This is a genomic window from Tunturiibacter psychrotolerans, from assembly GCF_051013365.1.
GTDB lineage: Bacteria > Acidobacteriota > Terriglobia > Terriglobales > Acidobacteriaceae > Edaphobacter > Edaphobacter psychrotolerans_A.
The window spans coordinates 4706779-4723827 of the sequence record NZ_CP132941.1 but is presented as its reverse complement, the minus strand read 5'-3'; the positions used below and the strand labels follow the sequence as shown (position 1 = coordinate 4723827).

Below are 17049 nucleotides of genomic sequence, written 5' to 3'. Positions count from 1 at the left end.
ACGCGTCTGCTCCTCCGAAGCGAATCGGCGCGGGATTCTCCGGCACAAGATAGAGAACCTGCCTTTGCTCCATACCTTCGGTGCCCCGACTTGTCCCTACGCGAGCCAGCCATGGCGCGGCTTCGCGCTCAGTCAGAATCCCAAACTCAGGAGATTCACCCGGCCGGAATTCCACAGCCACTAGCCTTGCCCCGTCAATGCCTACAAATACTGTGCGGCCAGAATCGTTCAAAACCCGCATCATCGCAAAGGGCTGATAGGCGAAGTGGCTAACCAGCGCTTTGGCCCGAACGTCGTACACGAACTTCTGGTTCATCCATTGGCGCGACTTTTCACCGGTGCAGGAGATGACAGTGTCGGTCGAGGTAGCGCGCTCGATGCGCGCTCCACAATCCGGAGGCCCCGCAGTAAGCGTGAGCAAGTAAACCCGATCAGGACGCGCCTTCTCCTGCAGGAACAGACCGAGCTTTCGATTCTCATCCCACCAAAGATCCGTAGAATCGGAACCTGCCGCCCCTGCCGCCGTGCTCCCTATTGCGATCACCAGATCGAGATCGGGAGCCACTACATTCCGATAGAAAATCTTGTCGCTGACAAGGGTTGGATCGATTTGGCGAATGACGTTGAAGACCTCCTGATCGGGGGCAGTGGCTGCCGGAACCATTCTCGACCCCGCAATAATGAACACCGAGAGCAGCAATGACGTAACGCGCATAAGACCGGCTCCAACTATACTTCAGTATTCACACCAGTCTAGAAGTCAATCAGACGATTTGGCGAGCTCTGGTTGGCGGCATAACGTTGCATTCAGTAGAGGCATTACGCTGTACTGGGTGGTGGAATGGATTGCATTAGCGTTTGGTGCCTCTCTGAAGTTTTGCATGCGGAGAGGCAGACGTAGTCGGTCACCTATCCGAAGCAGTAAATGTTGCATTTCGGCCTTTGAGTCTTCATTTGAAAGATGAAAACTACTCGGTGATCACCCGGTCGGCCCATTCCACGAGAGATACGAAGATGGTGGGGCTGCCAAACTTCGCGCCCCATTGATCCAAGTCGCTTTGGGCTACGGAGCGGGCGCGGCTGCAGGCACCGCAAGCATAGATCTGAACATGTCTTGCGACAATCTTTGTGAGCGCCTCTTCCAACGGCGGCCAGCCAACCGGCACGACTGCAGCGGCTACGGACTTTCGCATGAGTGAGACCGCTTCACCGAGGAGAAATATCTGGACCGAGTGTCCAGCTTCGGAGAGCGCGAGGCCGTGCAGAAATGGAAAGGCTGCCTTGGTCGGGTCATCGGAGCCCCAGGCACTTTTCATCATGACATTCAGAGACTTGTGCGATGTTCCCTGACCCCAGGACGTCATGCCAACAAGCGGTAGAGCGACCAGTTGACGAAGGAAGGACCGCCTTGCCATGAGCACCTCCAGGTGTGAGGAGCAATGTTAGCATCCATAAAACTTGAAGCACGAGCGTCGGGCATGTTTTTCTTGATTTGGCTGAATTGCATGGCTTTGCGCGAGTGAGTCCTAACGAGAAGGTTCGGTTGTTGAAGAAGTATTGGACTGTGCCTGAGCGGCAGATTGAGACCTCGGTGGTGCTGGATTCGCTGTGGAGGAAGCCGGCAGCGGAGGTTGAAGGCTAGCTCGGAGATCGCGTGGGATTCGGCTTCTTGCGTAGGTCGGATAGTGGGTAGAAGGTGCCTCGCCAGGTGACGCCGCCGTTCTTCAGCGTTGTGATCATGGAGCGGACGATGGAATAGACGATGAGGGTGGCGCTGATGGGAAAGAGGACTGCATACCAGGGAGAGACTTTGCTTTGGCGGCTGGAGAGGAAGTAGAGGAACGCGATAGCGGCGAAGGTGAGGATTGCCGGCGTGCGCGTCTGCGGGAGCGAGAGGAAGGCCACGGGGACGATGCAGAAGAGGGTGAACCAGACGCAGGAGAGTAGCGCGACGATTGGGTTGTAGCGGAAGATGGCGAAGAGATTCTTCATGAGGCCGTTGAGGATTCCGCTGACGCCGCTGGCCCAGTGAACGCTGACGAGGTCAGGACCGGTGGCGATGCGCTGGCGGAGGCGGGCTCGCTTGATGCGGCTGCCGAGGGCGAGGTCTTCGACGATCTCCATGCGGAGCGCTTCGTAGCCGCCGATTTGTTGATAGGCGGAGGTGCGGAGGAGGTTGAAAGCGCCTACGCCGACGGCGTCGCGAAGAGCCTTGGGGTCGGCGACGCGCCAGGGGCGGACGGCCCAGAGGCCCATGACTTGAAGGTAGCTGAGGACCATGCCTTCTCCGGTGGAACGGACGAGGGCGGTGGGGAGGAGAACGAAGTGATCGGCTTGGGTGGCGACGGTGTGGGCCAGGGCGAGGCGGAGGGCGTCGGGGCGGAAGAGGATGTCGGCGTCGGTGAAGAGGAGATAGTCGGGGTGCTGGAGGGAGATGGCGTGGCGCGCGGCGAAAGCCATAGCGTGGGTTTTGCCGAGCCAGCCGGTGGGGAGTTCGGTGATGTGGAGGACGGTGAGTTTGTCTGGGTGTTGCGCGGCGAGGGCGTCCATGAGGGTGCCGGTTGAGTCGGTGGAGCGGTCGTTGACGGCGATGAGGTGGAGGTTGGGGTGTTGCTGGTTGAGGAGTGATTGGAGGCAGGCGGTGATATTGGCGGATTCGTTGCGTGCGGGGATGACGACGGTGAGGGATGGGTTGTTGGGTGGAGTCAGATTGTGCGCGGGTGAGGTGAGATCGGGAACGCGACGGAGGAAGACGGCAGCTGTGATCGCTTTCCATAGCCAGGCGAGTGCGACGATCCATGCAAGCAGAGGGAGAATGAGATGAACGGCAGAGTGCAATAAATCCTCATACGAGTCGGTCGGAGCGGGTTAATGGTTGTTCGGATGGCAACAGTCGTAGTCTATCTGTTCGTCCCAAGTGGCGGAACGTCCTTCGGGTGTCATGTCGAAGATGTTCCAAAGAGTGCCGAGATGGCGCGGATCCCTTTCGGAGTGAGAAGGGTGGTCAGGCGATGGCGGGCTGCTCAGAGTGCAGGGGTGGGGCGTAGCGGGAGCCGATGAAGAAGATGACCGCTGCGAGGAGCATGGTGATCAGGGTTGAGCCGAGGCCCAGGTTGAGGGTGGAGCGGTCGCTGACGGCTCCGATGATGCGGGGGGAGATGGCGTCGCCGAGGGCGTGGATGATGAAGAGCTGGCCGGCCATGGCGGTGGCGCGGATCTCGGGACGGACGGCGTTGAGGGTGGCGGCGTTGACGGGGCCGGTGCCAAGGAAGATGAGGAAGATGGCGGCGCCCAGGCCGTAGAGGGTGAGGTTGTGCGGGCCGAAGAAGCATAAGAGTGCGGGCGGGACTGCGATGGCGGCGCTGATGGCGGGGACGAGGTAGAGGGCTTTGGAGTTAGTGCGGGACCACCTCTGCGCGATGGTGCCGCCGGTGATGGTGCCACCGAGGCCGGCGACTACTGTGATGGCGCCCATGATGTAGGCGGCAGAGGATTGGCTGCGGCCGTCGATGCGTTGCAGGAAGGACGGCATCCACCAGGAGATGCCGCCGAGGGAGAAGGTGACGGCTGCGTAGCCGAGGACGGAGCAGAGGTAGGCAGGGTTTTTGATGAGGGAGAGGATGGTTCCCTTCTCTACTTTTGCTTTCTCGTGCTGGCTGGCGCCGCGGGCGGGCTCCTTCATGAAGATGGCGATGAGGATGGCGAGGATGGCGGCGGGGATGGCGGACACGATGAAAGACATGCGCCAGCCGTAGTGTTCGCCTACGGTGCCACCGACCAAGTAGCCCAGCGCAGCGCCTACGGGGATGGCTACGTTGAAGATGGTGAGGACGCGATTGCGCTGGTCTGGCTCGTAATAATCTGCGAGGAGAGAGGGGGCGAAGATGCCGAAGCTGGCTTCTCCTACGCCTAGTGCGGCGTGGCGAATGTTGAGCGAGTCGTAGGAGTGGACTGTGGCGGTGAGGAAGTTGATCGCGGCCCAGAAGAGGGCGGCGATGACGATCATGGGCTTGCGGGGGAAGCGGTCGCCTAGCCATCCGGTGATGGGCGAGGTGAACATGTAGGCGATCATGAACCAGAAGGTGAGAGTGCCAATGTGCTCGTCGGAGAGATGGAACTCGGCTTTTACCTGCTCCTGGACGCCGGGAAGGATGTAGCGGTCGATGTAGTTGACGAAGTTGAGGGCAGTGAGGAGGACGAGGGCTGTGGTGGCTCCGGCTACGGAGGCTGTGCGGGAGGGTTCGGGCTTCTGCGTGGTCGAGGAGGCCATCTCGCTGGAAGGATAGCAGGTGGGGTTTGCGAATTTTTTATTTGGGGTGATGAGGTGTGGTTTTGTTTGGGGATATGTGAATTTTTGGTGGTTTTGGCGTGGTGGATTTGTGGTGAGAACATGGTGGTTTGCGTGGCTGATGTGGTGTTTTAGCAGTCAGCTTTTTGTGGTCTGAAAATGCGCCAGGTTTTTGATATTTATTTTTCGGGGCACGGGCATTCGGGGTTTCCTGGAAGTGGCGCCGGTTCAGGGGGCGCGACGATGCAGGTATTGCCAGACATCTTTTTCCATGCAGTCTGAGGGGGAGGCTGATTGGATTCCGAAGGCCAGACCTCTTTCATCACTGTGCCATTGTCTCCGGGAGTAACAATGAAGGGGTAGGAGCAGCACATCTCGCCAGGAGCATTCCGTTCTATTGAAACGTTGCTACTGTCAGTTGCGGCGTTGCTACTGTTAACGATGCGTATCTTTAAGAGATCTCCGTAACGCTCATAAAAATTAGGAGGTTTCGGGAGACGAGAAGGACATCGAGCGGATCCCAAAGTGTTTAGAGAGTCCGTCCATCCGACGAACTCACCTGGCGCTTGCTGCGTGATGTGAAGGCAGCTCTGGACTGATTGATCACCGGCCTGCCATGTGCCCACGAACCACGGTTTGCTCTTCGCTGTCCCGGCTCCTGGTCGAGTCAAAATCGTCGTAGAGTCAAAGCCCTGACGGTGAATACGGCCTGACCATCTGTCTCCGCTGATACGCAAGAGGTCTAAATCAAATTCTGCATCGTGCAGGCGGAGTCGACCGTCGTCGTATCGAACGCTGCCGCCGCGAGGAGAATCGCCGAAGAAGTTCTCTTCGCCGAATTGGAGAATAGATCCGGCTCGCTGGTATATCCCAAGTTGAAGATTGAGCCACGCTTGTTCGACTCCGACGAGCGTGGTTGAGTCCGCGGGCACGGTCGTCGAGAGGATGAGATGGATGCCGACCGCACCGCCGTGACCGTCAGGAACTTCCCATATGCCGGAGAGTTCTTCTGGATGGACAATCGGCTTGCCTACGTAGAAACTCTTATCGTCAGCCGGCGCCGTCGGGGTGATGAGGGCAATAGTCTCCTGCGAATGTGCGGACCATGGCGTGCTGAACGTGCAGGCCAGGGTTGTGATGATCGCAAGCTGCCTGCAAGTCACTGGGTGCTTCATGCAATGGTAGACGCCGCTTCTCGAACAAATGTTCCCGGTTAGTGGGATTCGGGGGAGTGGTCCCTGATGGTGTAGCCCTCGGGGGGTAGAAAGAGAGCGGGGTCGGGTTCTGCGCGGACGAGGTCAGTCACTTCAGTGGATTGCAGCCCGTTGCGGGGATCGTCGTCAGTGGTCAACATGACAATCTTCAGATCGGGCGCTGTCCATATCTCGCGTACGTTGACGACGGGTTTGTCGTTGCCTATAGAGCCAACGGGGTAGGTGATTGTGGTTCTGACTCCCTCGGCATAGACTCCAGCGATTGTCTTACCGCCGAGTCTGTCAGTTTGTCTTGCAGGCTTGACGTTCGGATCTGCTCGGAACGCGGTGACTACCGGGGGGCCGATGGCTATAGGGGAATCTCCGGCTCCAACGACAGCGTTGGCTATATTTGAGCCGCTGTTTGTAATTACCGATCCCGATCGACTTACTTGTCGTGGCTCGGGCATGTGCATCGTGGTTGCTTCCTTCGTCGCGCTCGACCAGTGGGTGATCGTTCTAGCAACTGGATCCATGACCATGGTGTGGGTCATGTTTCGACCGCCTATGCCTGTCGTGGTAGTCGTCTGAACGGTCCTGCCCTGTGAGTCGCGTGCTTCCGTGGCTGTCGACTCGCGGGTGATTGTTGTGCCATCGGCCAGCTTCTGGACGAAGGTAACTTTCTTGGTCGCCGAGTATGGGCTGTTTCGATTGCCTGTCGTTTGAGCACTGACCGACATGAAGCCAAGCAGCAGGAGAGAGAGTGCGGTGGAACGGAGGGCAGAGAGCAACGGAAAATCTCCTTGGAACGCAGGGTGGAGATGCAGGCTGATTGTGCTTCGTCAGTCTGCTATATTTCCGCGGAACTTACAATCACGATTTGTTACGCACCGGGTCCTTTGGTATCTGGCGTCCGGCTATTTTTGCGGGGGTGTTTCGGCGCGCGGGTAGGTGGCTGTGACGACCGTGGAGATGCCTCCGCGGGGGCGGAAGTCGCCTACGATGACGGCCCAGACAGGGTTGCAGGCTTTGACGACGTCGTCGAGGACCTGATTGACAATGTTTTCCTGGAAGATGCCGAGGTTGCGGTAGGTGAAGAGATACTCCTTGAGGGACTTCAGCTCGAGGCAGCTCTCGCGGGGCATGTAGCGGATGGTGAGGCGGCCGAAGTCGGGGAGACCGGTCTTGGGGCAGACGCTGGTGAACTCGGGATCGTCGACGAGGATCTCGTAGGCCTTGAACTGGTTCTGCCAGGTTTCGATGGCGGGGAAGGTGGTGTCGAGGCCGGCTTTGGCGTGGTCGTCGGTGTAGCCGGTGGTGTGCGGGTTGGGAAGGATTGCGGTGCTCATGGTTCTATTTTAGCTTGTTTGGCGTGGGTTTTGATGGTTTGGGCGCCTGCGATCATGCACCGACTGATGCCAGTTGAGTCGGTGAAGGTGGGTCTAAACGAGGGAGAAATTAGTGGCGCTCCAAGAGAAATGCAGGTCCTTCGACTGCGCCTCTCGCGATGAAGCTGCGAAAGGCTACGCTCAGGATGACACTTTTTATAAGGTCAGCAGAATTATTAGACCCGCAAGTGTTACGGTTCTTCGTTCGTAGGGGAAAGGGGAGGGCGGCGGAGCGGAGGTCTGAAAGAGGTAGAAATTGTGGCGGCCCCAAGACAATGCAGGTCCTTCGACTGCGCCTCTCGCGATGAAGCTGCGAGAGGCTACGCTCAGGATGACACTTTTTATGAGGTCAGCTTATGAGGTCAGCTTATAAGGTTAATTTATAAGGTCGACTTATAAGGTCAGCAATTAGTGAGACCAGCAAATGTTTACTGTTCATCGTTCGAAGGGGAGAGGAGATCGGCGATGGAGCGGAGGGTCCAGGTGCGGCCGTTGTGGCGGAGGTCGGTGAGGGTGAGCGGGGCGATGTCGATGCGCCAGAAGGATTGGGGTGGAGCGTTGAGGGTGTGGAGGATTGCGGCGCGGATGACAGCGGGGTGGGTGATGGCTATGGTGTGGTTTGTGTGTTTACCTTCTGTGGCGAGTGCGGCGAGTTTGGCTAACCAGTTTTCGACTCGGGTGATGAGGGCGGCGATCGATTCGCCGCTGTGTGGGGTGGAGTTGGGGTCGGAGAGCCATTGGGCGATGGACGTGGGGTCTTCGGCGTAGAGGGCGTCGAGGGTGCGGCCTTGCCAGATGCCGTGGTTGAGGTCGCGTAGCTCTGCGGCTGGTGTAGCGGCGAGATGGAGTGCCGCGGCGGTCTGTTGGGTGCGGAGTTCTGGAGCGGCGAGGACGTGCTGGGCGCGCGGCGGTTGCCAAGTGAGAGTCGAGAGCTTGAGGAGGGCAGATTCTTCAAGAGGCTCATCTGCTGGAAAACGAGCGTCGCGCTGTGCGGGAGTAGGCGCGTGGCTGATGAGGGTGAGACGAGCTGGCACAGCGGCTGGTTCCCTAAAGGATTGTCGTTAATTATTGCGAAAGAGTTTGATGGCGACTCTCAAGCGACTATTTTAGTCCCTCCATTGAGGGCGGCTGTGAAGTTGTTGCTGGGGGCTGGCCAGTCGGAGTGCGGTGGTTTGAAGTGACGACGCTCCGAAAGAAGAGATTGATTGCAGGTGTGCTTTCGGTCATAGACCGCAAGTTCAGGTTCGGTGAGGGTGGTCGCAATGGTGGCAAAGCACGTCAGACAGATGGAGTCGTATGTGCCGTTTAGGTTGTGACGGTGTGGGTAAAAGAGCAGGGGTGCGGCCATCGTGCGGCCTCTTTCTGGTAGAAGTTCAAGCGTAGGCTTATGGGAGCCATATGTCCACTGGATTACATAGCCGCAAATTAAAGCTCAGGTTGCGGCTGTTTGTTTGCTTACACTGGGCGCGAGTGTCACGTCGATTCGCTGATAACCAGGAAATGCTTCGGGAGCTTGACACTGGGGTTTGTGGCACTTAGGGTTGAGATAGATTTTGAAGAGGATGGAAGAAGCCGGTGAGAGTCCGGTGCGGTCGCGCCACTGTGATTGACCTGAGGTTGGGTTGAGAGCCAGACGTTCTTTCCTCGTTCGAATGAGCAGTATGTGGGACGCACGATCCCCTGGAGGTTTTACGATGGCTCAGTCTATTTTCGGTTCGGTTGCACAGCCGGTCTCTGTTCCTGTTGTTCCGGTGCGTGAGATTCTGCCGTATGCGGTGTTCGGTGGGCTGCTGTTGCTGCTGGCGATTTACTTTGTGGGCGCGGAGCAGGGCGCTACCTCGATGTTTCGCGGGACGATGGTGCATGAGTTTCTGCATGACGGCCGGCATCTTCTCGGCTTTCCCTGCCATTAAGTAGAAAATTTTGATGACTCGAACTCTGCTCCTTCGCGGGATGCTGGTGGGCCTTGTTGCGGGCCTGCTCGTCTTCGCGTTTGCACGTTGGATTGGCGAGCCGCAGGTGGAGCGCGCGATTGCGTTTGAGACGGCTGCGGATCAGGCTAAGGGTGAGGCTCCTGAGCCGGAGATGGTGAGCAGGAGAGTGCAGAAAAGTGCTGGGCTGCTGACGGGCACGGTGGTGTTTGGCGCTGCGGTTGGTGGTTTGTTTGGGTTGGTGTTCGCGTTTGCGTATGGGCGGATTGGGGAGATAGGGCCGAGGGCGCTGGCGGCTGTGCTTGGCGCGCTGGGATATGTGGCGGTGGTGTTGGTGCCGAATTTGAAGTATCCGGCGAACCCTCCGGCGGTTGGGAGCGCAGAGACGATTGGGGTTCGCACCGGGGCTTACTTTTTGCTGATTGCGGTTTCGATTGCGGCGATGGTGTTTTCGCTTCAGATGAGACGCGGGTTTGCGAAGAGGTTTGGAGAGTGGAACGGTTCCCTGCTGGCGGCTGCGCTGTTTGTGGTTGTGGTGGGTGTTGTGGCGCACTTTATGCCGGCGTTGGATGAGGTTCCGGCGGGGTTTCCGGTGACGCTGATGTGGAAGTTTCGCGTGGCGGCGCTGGAGATTCAGGCGGTGCTTTGGGGGACGCTGGGGCTTGGGTTTGGCTGGTTGACGGAGCGGGAGCACCGCTGACGGATTCCGTTCGTAGACTGTGGGCGGGTGAGGATGCAAACTCTCACCCACCTTGCTTTTGAGAAGTGGTTAGGCCGATTCGGCAAAGTTCATTGTGCTGACTTCCACCATGACTCCGCCGGGGGCTTCGTAGTAGAAGCCATAGGTTGGCGGTCCGCCGCGCTGCAGTTTGGCAGGCTTGGGCGGCATGTAGTTTCGAGCGCTCAAGCTCTCGTACATACTGTCCACAGCCTCCTGCGTGGGCTGAAGAAAGCCGACATGAAACATTCCGGGATATCCCTGCTCCGAAGTCATGCGCTTGTCGTACATCAGTGTCAACAGAAAGCCATCGGCATTTCGCAGCACAGATAATTTGTCGCCGCGTTTCTCCAAGGGTTGAAAATCAAATACTGAGCAGAAGAACTCTGTCAGTGCCGGGACGTTGTAGGTGGTGAGGTTGGTGTGATTCATCGTTACCATCGCGATTCTCCATTTATAGAAAGTTCCATCGCGTGGCTTGTTAGGAGTGCAGACCGAACGCGCCACGCGACAGGCAGGAGTGCCGTGGCACTACCGCTATCGCCGTGGGTCCCTCCTCCGATGTAGTGCTGGAGTTGACTAGACTGCGGAATGGCTTCCGCAGCGAGCCGTGCTTACCAATACGGCTCCGCGTTTTTCGGCAATCTTTGGATGTTCACTAATGTTCATCAGTCGCAGAAGTTTTACGCGGCCCGAACGGGTGCTGGTGGTACTACGATCTCAACGAGTCCGGTCGCTACGTCATAGACTAGGCCGGAGAGTAGCCACTGGGCCGGGAGTGCGGGAATTGTTTTGAGCAAGGCGACGTCGCCGGCAACGGCAGCGCGGGGATCGGTGACGTTCTTTGCTTTGACTTCCCCTTCCGGTATTTGAAAGTAGTGCGCCAGCTTGTCGGGGTCGCCTGCCAATCGCGTGATGCCGCAATCGGTGTGCTGAAGGACGATGAGGTGAAACTCTCCGCCGCCGCCAGGAGCCTCCTTGGCAACCTGACCGATTCGTCCGAGGAGGCCCAACTCCTCTAACAACACCGGAGTGATTCGACCGCCGATGTTACGTATGACGACGGCCTCGCCTGGCTTAAGGCCAAGAATGTCGAAAGGGTCGACACGCATATCGGCACACCCGATGATGGTTGCCTTTACATGCGGCATCGCTTTCGGAAGCGAGGGCATGAGTGTGCCCGCAGCAGATCGCTTGGCAGCAAAGTCTTTGTTGCGTTCTAACATGTCGTCGAGATTGCTCATGTCGATTCTCCTTGATTGCCAGATGGTTGGCGGACTTGAGTTCGATGCGATGAAGACGTCTGAGGCGTCACAGGTGCGTAAATAAACAGTGGGAGATTGCTTTGGCTTGCGGCGCGGTGCGCGGAGGATGCCAGGTGCTGGATGGGGTTGTAAGAAAGATCTGGATTGTTTTGTTGAAAGAATCGCGGGGAGGAACAGACTGACTTCCGATGAGCCTATACTTCCGCTAAACCGCTTGGGGTTGCTGCAGCAGATGGGGTGGAAGCTGTTGGGAGGGCACGATGAAAGCGATTTTGCGTACGGAGTACGGGCCACCAGAGCGGTTGCAGTTTGTGGAGGTCGCGACACCTGTGCCTGCGGGCAATGAGGTGATGATCAGGCTTTGCGCGGCGTCGGTGAATCCGTTGGACCTGTACATGATGAAAGGTGCGCCTTGGGATCGGATGCCGGGACTGCGGAAGCCAAAGCCGATGGTGCTTGGGTGCGATGTTGCGGGTCGCGTGGAGGCAGTGGGAAGAGACGTGACACAGTTTCGGATTGGGGACGAGGTGTTCGGGGTGACGGGTTTCAAAGGGAACGGATTTGCCGAATATGTTTGTGTTGCAGAGGAGAGTTTGGGGACGAAGCCGGAGAACCTGACGTTTGAGCAAGCGGCGGCGGTGCCAGTCGCGGCGATTACGGCTTTGCAGGGGCTTCGCGATAAGGGAGGGATTCGGCCAGGGCAGAAAGTTCTTGTGGAAGGGGCGTCTGGCGGCGTTGGCACCTTTGCGGTGCAGATCGCGAAAGCATTTGGGGCTGCAGTCACCGCCGTGTGCAGTACTAGGAATGTGGATCAGGCGTGGTTGATGGGTGCGGATTGTGTCATCGATTACAGCAAAGAGGATTTCACGCGGAGTGGGAAACGATACGATCTGATCCTGGCCGCGAATGCTCATCATTCGATCTTCGACTACAGGCGGTTGCTGACCGAGGATGGAGTCTATGTCGCGGCGGGTGGTGGTCTGTTTCAGATCTTCGAAGCGTTTGTGCTGGGGCCGGTGCTGTCGCGGGTGGGGCGGAAGAAGATGGGGTTCTTTCTGACGAAGGTGACGCGGAAGGACCTGGACTTTATGAAGGATCTTCTGGAGAGCGGCAGAGTTGTGCCGGTTATTGACAGAAGTTATCGATTGAGCGAGGCGGCGGAAGCTCTAGGCTACCTGGCGGAAGGACACGCGCAGGGGAAGATTGTGTTGACGGTTTAGCGTTGTGTCGACAGTTGAGATGCTGCGACGTCTGGTTTCAGAGACCGATGGGGCATGATATTCGCTTGCGTTGATGCGGTTGCAAGACACGGGACGGTTTGTTGGCGACGAGAAGCGCGTCCGATGAGGAACTCTTAGACAGACAGACTTTTTGGCAGGCGGCACATCCTACGAAGACGGCTAGATGCCGTGGGAGATGACCGTTGAATAGTGTTGAGCAGCGTACACAGGGACCGATTGGAGAGATCGTTGAGCGGCAGGGGACGATCATGTCGCGGAGAGACTTGCTGACTTCGGGAGGGGCGATTGTGGGTGGAGTGGCGTTGGGGAGCAGCGCGTTTGGACAACAGCCGACCGACACGCTGGCGGAGAAACAGACCTGGCCGGGGCGGACGTTTGGAAGCGATCTGCTGAAAGGGAAGGTCGCGGTGATTACTGGAGCGGCGCGTGGGATCGGGCGGTCGATTGCCGTGGATATGGCGGCGAATGGAGCGGATGTGGTGGGGCTGGATATCTGCGCGAAGATAACGCCGGAGCAGGCATATGCGGTGGCGACAAAGGCAGACCTGGAGGAGACGGGCAGGCTGGTGAAGCAGCACGGGCGGCAGTTTATGGAGGTGGTGGGGGATGTAAGGGATATTGCTTTCTTGCGTGCAACCGCGGATCAGGCGCAGCAGAAGTTTGGGCGCATCGATATTGTGGTGGCGAATGCGGCGACGCAGCGCTTCAAGCCGTTGATCGAGATGGAGGATTGGGAGTGGAACGATGTCATCAACAATAATTTGAATGGGACAGCGAATACGATTCGTGCGTTTGCGCCGATGCTGGTGAAGAACGGCGGTGGGCGGATTATTGTGCTGTCTTCGATGCAGGGCAAGCATGGGTCGAAGAATATGGCTTCGTACTCGGCTTCGAAGTGGGGGATTATCGGCCTGATGAAGTCGGCTGCGCTGGAGTTGGGGAAGGACAAGATTACGGTGAATGCGCTGATTCCGGGGCTGGTGGATACTCCGCTGACGCATAACGAGGCGCGGTGGAGTGCGCTGATTGGCGAGGTGACGGCGAACGATAATCCGCCGAAGAACCCTACGGAGAAGGAGGCGTATGACACGCGGGCTCCGCATGAGCCGCTGAGGGTGGCGTGGCTTAAGCCGGAGGATCTGGCACCGGCGGCGGTGTTTCTGGCGTCTGATCTGGCGGCGATGGTGACGGGCGCTACTTACGATGTCACCGGTGGGGATAACGCGAATAATCAGAGCTGACGTGGGGTTTGTGCTGCCGAATCGGGTCTTGCACAGCCGGGTCTTGCACAACAAAGATCTGTTTGTTGGGACCCGATTCGGCGGTTATTTCTACGCCTGGCCTATGATGCTTCTGGCGTACGCGGCACACTTCACGACTTCTTCTGGCGATCTACCGGTTCCGGCGTAGTCGCAGTCTACGTATGCTGTGATCGGAACCTGCTTGTTCTTGAAGAACTGCAGGACTGCTTTGATGCGGGCCTCTCCTTCGCCAAACGGAACACTTGGGCCTCCCGGCATCGCGTCCTTGAGATCGAACGCAGACATTGATGTGTAGTTGGTTTCGACAAACTGCACTGCGTTGATCTTTGCTTTCGTCAGATCGCCTATGTCGGGATCCATGCGGAAGTACTGAGAGACGGCGAGCTGTTTCTTCACTTCGTCCAGATCGGAGACTTGAAGGCTGACGATCATTCGATGCTTGTCCGCTGCGGCTGCGACCATGCTTGTGGAGGCTGCGGGAAGGCGGGTGACGATTGAGTCTGCTCCCAGAGTTTTTGCCATCAGGAATAGGCGGTCGATCTCGGCTTCGGAGCTTCCAAATCTGTTCGAATAGGATTTTATTCTGAGACCTTGTCTTTCAAATGTGGAGCGGATGTCTTCGAAGTAGCTCATGGGAACTGAGAGCCGCCACTCAGTCAGCGCGGCTGCGGTTGCCTTCTGTTCTTCGAGTTGCTGCGGCGTTGGAGACGACTTGGGTGGGTTGAAGATGCCGGCGGGAAATACGGGATTGAACTTCGCGGGTTCAACGTGGGTGAACAGGAGCTGGCATTCCTGCAGCCTCGCCTGTTTCATCGTTTGAATGATGACTGGGATTGCTTCTTCTTGCGAAAGGGCTCGCAGGCTCCATGTGTTTAGGCCGAGTTTGATTGAATTCTCGGTGAATCCGAAGCTCTGGCGCGAGCAGGCGGCTATAGCTGCGACCGCACCGATCGCATGGTTGAACTGTCTTCTTGAAAGCTTCATCGATTGCCCCACCTGTTTGGTTGATTGCCTGGGCAATTCTAAATGGTGGGATTAATGTGGCTTATGAAGCGCACTGTAATCGGCGCGTGTGTAGGCATGTCCTGCCGGACGGGCCGGCTACGCTCGGCCACCCCGCAAACGAGGACCTGTTTTCGGGGACCCCGGTTCGCGCGGCCACTTCGTGGCGGGTATACCGTTTCTTGCTAGTTGCGGCGGCCCAGGGTTGGGCGATCGTCTGTGCTGGTGGATGGGTTGTTCGTGCTGTTGGGGTCGTTGTTGCCGTTGCCGCTGGAGGTGCGGCGCAGCGTGGGCTTGTTGCCGCCCTTGCCGTCGTTGATCTTGCGCTTGTTTTCGAGCCGCGCAAGACGAGCCTTCACGTCGTCGAATTCGGACGTGGTGACCATGTAATCAGGGCGGGAAGGCAGGATGGTGGCGATCTCCTCCTCAGAGTGAAGGATGCGGTCGGGTGTTTGGGGGTGGTCGGCGAAGACCTTGGCCAGAGTGCCGGGTTTGTGCTTCTCGAGGGCGTCGAGCTTTTCGAAGAACTGGATGAAGGCCTGAGGATCGTAGCCGGACTTGTACATGTACTGGACGCCGAGCCAGTCGGCTTCAGCCTCGTCCATACGGGAGAACTGGAGGAAGCTGAGAGGGACTGCGAGTTGAACGGCCTCGTAGATGCCGTAGCCGGTCCAGGAGCCCTGGGTGAAGATGATGAGCGGGATCGAACCGATCTGCGCATAGTTCATCTTGGTCATCTGGCGGGCGGCGTGGTGAGCGCAGACGTGGGCGGTTTCGTGGGCCATGACGCCGGCGAGTTCGGCCTCTTCGTCGGCGGCGAGGATGAGGCCGGAGTTGACGTAGAAGAAGCCGCCGGGAAGGGCCATGGCGTTGATCTCGTCAGAGTCGATGACCTTGATGGTGAAGGGGACTTTGCAGTCGGAGTTTTTGACGATGTTCTGGCCGACGCGGTTGACGTACTCGACGATGACGGGGTCGTTGACCATGTGAGCGGATTTTTCGATCTCCATGGAGTATTGCTTGCCGGTGCGGATCTCCCAGTCGGTGGAGTACCAGTTGCCCATGCCGCGGCCGCCGATGTTGCGGGTGCCTACGGCGTTGACGTCGTCTTCGCTGCCGGGCTTGATGTTGGTCTTCATGTCCTCGCCGGGGGATGGGAGGCGGTCGGTCTTGTTTTCGGCCTTGACGGTGGCGGCGGCGTCTTTGCTCTCTTTGGGAGTGGCGGTGGGGTGGCCGGGGATGGGTTTCTCGGCGGGAACGTCAGAGGGGATGGTGGCGTTGACAGGGGTGGACGATTGGGGATCGTTTTGGGGCGTGGTCTGCGAGGGCGGAGTCGACTGGGGGTTCGTTTGCGAATTCGTGGGCGAGTTCGTCAGAGTCTGGGCGTACGCCGCAACGGAGAGCGTGAGGAAGGCGGTTAGGCCAATTTGCGTGACGGAACGCATGTGGAGTCTCCTGGTGGGCCGCTTCCCTGCTGGACGGACGCAGCTCGACGTGTCTTAGACCATAGTATGCGCCTTTTCGTGAGCGGAAGCGACGGTTAGAGGTAGATGAGGCAGCCTCGGGTTTCGAGATCTTTGAACCAGGTTGGTGGGGTGAGGGTTGTGACCCAGCGGAGGTCGAGTTTTTCCAGTTTTGGCAGATGGACGAGGGATTCGGGGAGGGTTTCGAGGGGATTGCCGCGGAGATCGAGCTGGCGGAGTTCGCTGAGGTGGGCGATGGAGGCTGGGAGGGTGGTGAGGTGGTTGTTTCGGAGGTGGAGCTCGCGGAGATTGGAGAGGCTGCCGATGGAGTCGGGGAGCTCGGTGAGGAGGTTGTCGGTCGAGCGGAGTTCGACCAGGCTGGATAGGCAGGAGAGGCAGTCGGGGAGGAGCGGGAAGGCGTTTTCGCTCAGGTTGAGGTAGCGGAGGTTTTTGAGTTTTACGAGGGAGGGCGGTAAGGAGGTGAGGCGGTTGTCGTGGAGGTAGAGGAAGTCGGTGAGGCTGGCGAGGTCGCCCAGGGTTTCAGGGAGGGTGGTGAGTTGATTGTGGCCGAGGTCGAGGGTGCGGAGGTTTTTGAGGTTGCCGATTTTTGGGGAGATTTCGGAGAGCTCGTTGTCGGCGAGGATCAGGGTCTCGAGGTCGGTTTGTTGCCAGACGTAGTCCGGTACGACGCCGAGATGGCGTTTCCATAAGTTGAGAGCTGGCGCGGCGGAGTTGGGCACGAGAGTGATGATAGCGCCTTGTGCATTGGCGGTCGTGGGGAGTGGCTTGATTGAGAGTCATGTCGATCGGTATGCGAATGCTACAGTGGTCGCGTATATGCTGACCGCCAATAGCAGAGGGGCACAAATGGCTACGCTGACTCAGCGCGTAAAACAGTATCAGTTGTTGGCGATATTGTTAGTAGTTACCTTCCTTTCTATTAAGGGATGTGAATTGTTTCCCGAAGCCACATTCACGTTGGCAAACGATTCGAGGTTGCCGAAATGGGTGACGCTCCCACCGGGACTTACACGCCCTGATATTTCTCTTACGATGAGCTACTACGTTATCCATGGGGGCGTCGTGCGCAATTTACATTGCGAGACAAGAATAAACAAATGCTAGAAAAAGAAGGTGGGAAAGTGAGATGTAGAGAGCCTTTCCAACTAAAAAATCCCCCGCAAGGATTTCCCTCCGGTTATCCGGCGTACGAAGCAATCACTGTCAACGGCATAACTGAAATCGTCGAACATAAAAAGATGGAGCCGATATTTTATGTAACGGATGACGATGCTGTC

Annotated in this window: 17 protein-coding genes; 4 read left to right on the top strand and 13 right to left on the bottom strand. The window is 57.9% G+C overall.

What is annotated here, in order from left to right:
- Nucleotides 1-968: 968 nt before the first annotated feature.
- From RBB76_RS19890 to RBB76_RS19855, 8 genes are all read right to left on the bottom strand, one after another.
- The gene (locus RBB76_RS19890; protein ID WP_429629441.1) at nucleotides 969-1415 is read right to left on the bottom strand and encodes a DsrE family protein; all 447 of its coding nucleotides are present in this window, start codon (nucleotides 1413-1415) and stop codon (nucleotides 969-971) included.
- Nucleotides 1416-1638: 223 nt separating this feature from the next.
- A complete protein-coding gene (locus RBB76_RS19885; RefSeq protein WP_429629440.1) occupies nucleotides 1639-2838 on the bottom strand; it encodes a glycosyltransferase in 1200 nt (399 codons plus the stop codon).
- A gap of 166 nt (nucleotides 2839-3004) precedes the next feature.
- Nucleotides 3005-4270, bottom strand: a complete 1266-nt coding sequence (locus RBB76_RS19880) for a spinster family MFS transporter (RefSeq protein ID WP_429629439.1) — start codon at nucleotides 4268-4270, stop codon at nucleotides 3005-3007.
- Nucleotides 4271-4467: 197 nt separating this feature from the next.
- A complete protein-coding gene (locus tag RBB76_RS19875; protein ID WP_429629438.1) occupies nucleotides 4468-5463 on the bottom strand; it encodes a hypothetical protein in 996 nt (331 codons plus the stop codon).
- 38 nt (nucleotides 5464-5501) lie between these two features.
- A complete protein-coding gene (locus tag RBB76_RS19870) occupies nucleotides 5502-6272 on the bottom strand; it encodes a hypothetical protein (protein WP_429629437.1) in 771 nt (256 codons plus the stop codon).
- A 126-nt stretch (nucleotides 6273-6398) separates the two neighbouring features.
- Nucleotides 6399-6830: a preQ(1) synthase gene (gene queF / locus RBB76_RS19865; RefSeq protein WP_429629436.1), complete on the bottom strand. Its 432-nt coding sequence runs from the start codon at nucleotides 6828-6830 to the stop codon at nucleotides 6399-6401.
- Between the two features lie 467 nt (nucleotides 6831-7297).
- Nucleotides 7298-7903 carry a histidine phosphatase family protein gene (locus RBB76_RS19860; protein WP_429629435.1) on the bottom strand — a complete coding sequence of 202 codons (606 nt, stop codon included), beginning with the start codon at nucleotides 7901-7903 and terminating at the stop codon, nucleotides 7298-7300.
- Between the two features lie 59 nt (nucleotides 7904-7962).
- Nucleotides 7963-8217, bottom strand: coding sequence for a hypothetical protein (locus tag RBB76_RS19855; protein ID WP_429629434.1), 255 nt, complete (start codon nucleotides 8215-8217; stop codon nucleotides 7963-7965).
- A gap of 346 nt (nucleotides 8218-8563) precedes the next feature.
- Here RBB76_RS19855 and RBB76_RS19850 point away from each other — a divergent pair, with 346 nt between their 5' ends.
- A complete protein-coding gene (locus RBB76_RS19850) occupies nucleotides 8564-8782 on the top strand; it encodes a CbtB domain-containing protein (protein WP_429629433.1) in 219 nt (72 codons plus the stop codon).
- Between the two features lie 13 nt (nucleotides 8783-8795).
- A complete protein-coding gene (locus tag RBB76_RS19845) occupies nucleotides 8796-9500 on the top strand; it encodes a CbtA family protein (protein WP_429629432.1) in 705 nt (234 codons plus the stop codon).
- Between the two features lie 69 nt (nucleotides 9501-9569).
- Here the strand turns inward: RBB76_RS19845 and RBB76_RS19840 are convergent, their stop codons facing one another.
- Together RBB76_RS19840 and RBB76_RS19835 are read right to left on the bottom strand one after the other, a co-directional pair.
- The gene (locus RBB76_RS19840) at nucleotides 9570-9959 is read right to left on the bottom strand and encodes a VOC family protein (protein WP_429629431.1); all 390 of its coding nucleotides are present in this window, start codon (nucleotides 9957-9959) and stop codon (nucleotides 9570-9572) included.
- 242 nt (nucleotides 9960-10201) lie between these two features.
- Nucleotides 10202-10762: a carbonic anhydrase gene (locus tag RBB76_RS19835; protein WP_429629430.1), complete on the bottom strand. Its 561-nt coding sequence runs from the start codon at nucleotides 10760-10762 to the stop codon at nucleotides 10202-10204.
- Nucleotides 10763-11043: 281 nt separating this feature from the next.
- On the opposite strand from RBB76_RS19835, the gene RBB76_RS19830 reads away from it, so the two are divergent.
- Both RBB76_RS19830 and RBB76_RS19825 read left to right on the top strand, forming a co-directional pair.
- Nucleotides 11044-12003, top strand: coding sequence for an NAD(P)-dependent alcohol dehydrogenase (locus tag RBB76_RS19830; protein WP_429629429.1), 960 nt, complete (start codon nucleotides 11044-11046; stop codon nucleotides 12001-12003).
- A 203-nt stretch (nucleotides 12004-12206) separates the two neighbouring features.
- Complete coding sequence (locus RBB76_RS19825) at nucleotides 12207-13265, top strand: SDR family NAD(P)-dependent oxidoreductase (protein ID WP_429629428.1); 1059 nt, start codon at nucleotides 12207-12209, stop codon at nucleotides 13263-13265.
- A gap of 90 nt (nucleotides 13266-13355) precedes the next feature.
- On the opposite strand, the gene RBB76_RS19820 is transcribed toward RBB76_RS19825, so the two are convergent.
- From RBB76_RS19820 to RBB76_RS19810, 3 genes are all read right to left on the bottom strand, one after another.
- Nucleotides 13356-14270, bottom strand: coding sequence for a hypothetical protein (locus RBB76_RS19820; RefSeq protein WP_429629427.1), 915 nt, complete (start codon nucleotides 14268-14270; stop codon nucleotides 13356-13358).
- A gap of 203 nt (nucleotides 14271-14473) precedes the next feature.
- Nucleotides 14474-15733, bottom strand: a complete 1260-nt coding sequence (locus tag RBB76_RS19815; RefSeq protein ID WP_429629426.1) for a M48 family metalloprotease — start codon at nucleotides 15731-15733, stop codon at nucleotides 14474-14476.
- Between the two features lie 95 nt (nucleotides 15734-15828).
- Nucleotides 15829-16491, bottom strand: coding sequence for a leucine-rich repeat domain-containing protein (locus RBB76_RS19810; protein ID WP_429629425.1), 663 nt, complete (start codon nucleotides 16489-16491; stop codon nucleotides 15829-15831).
- Nucleotides 16492-17049: the final 558 nt, after the last annotated feature.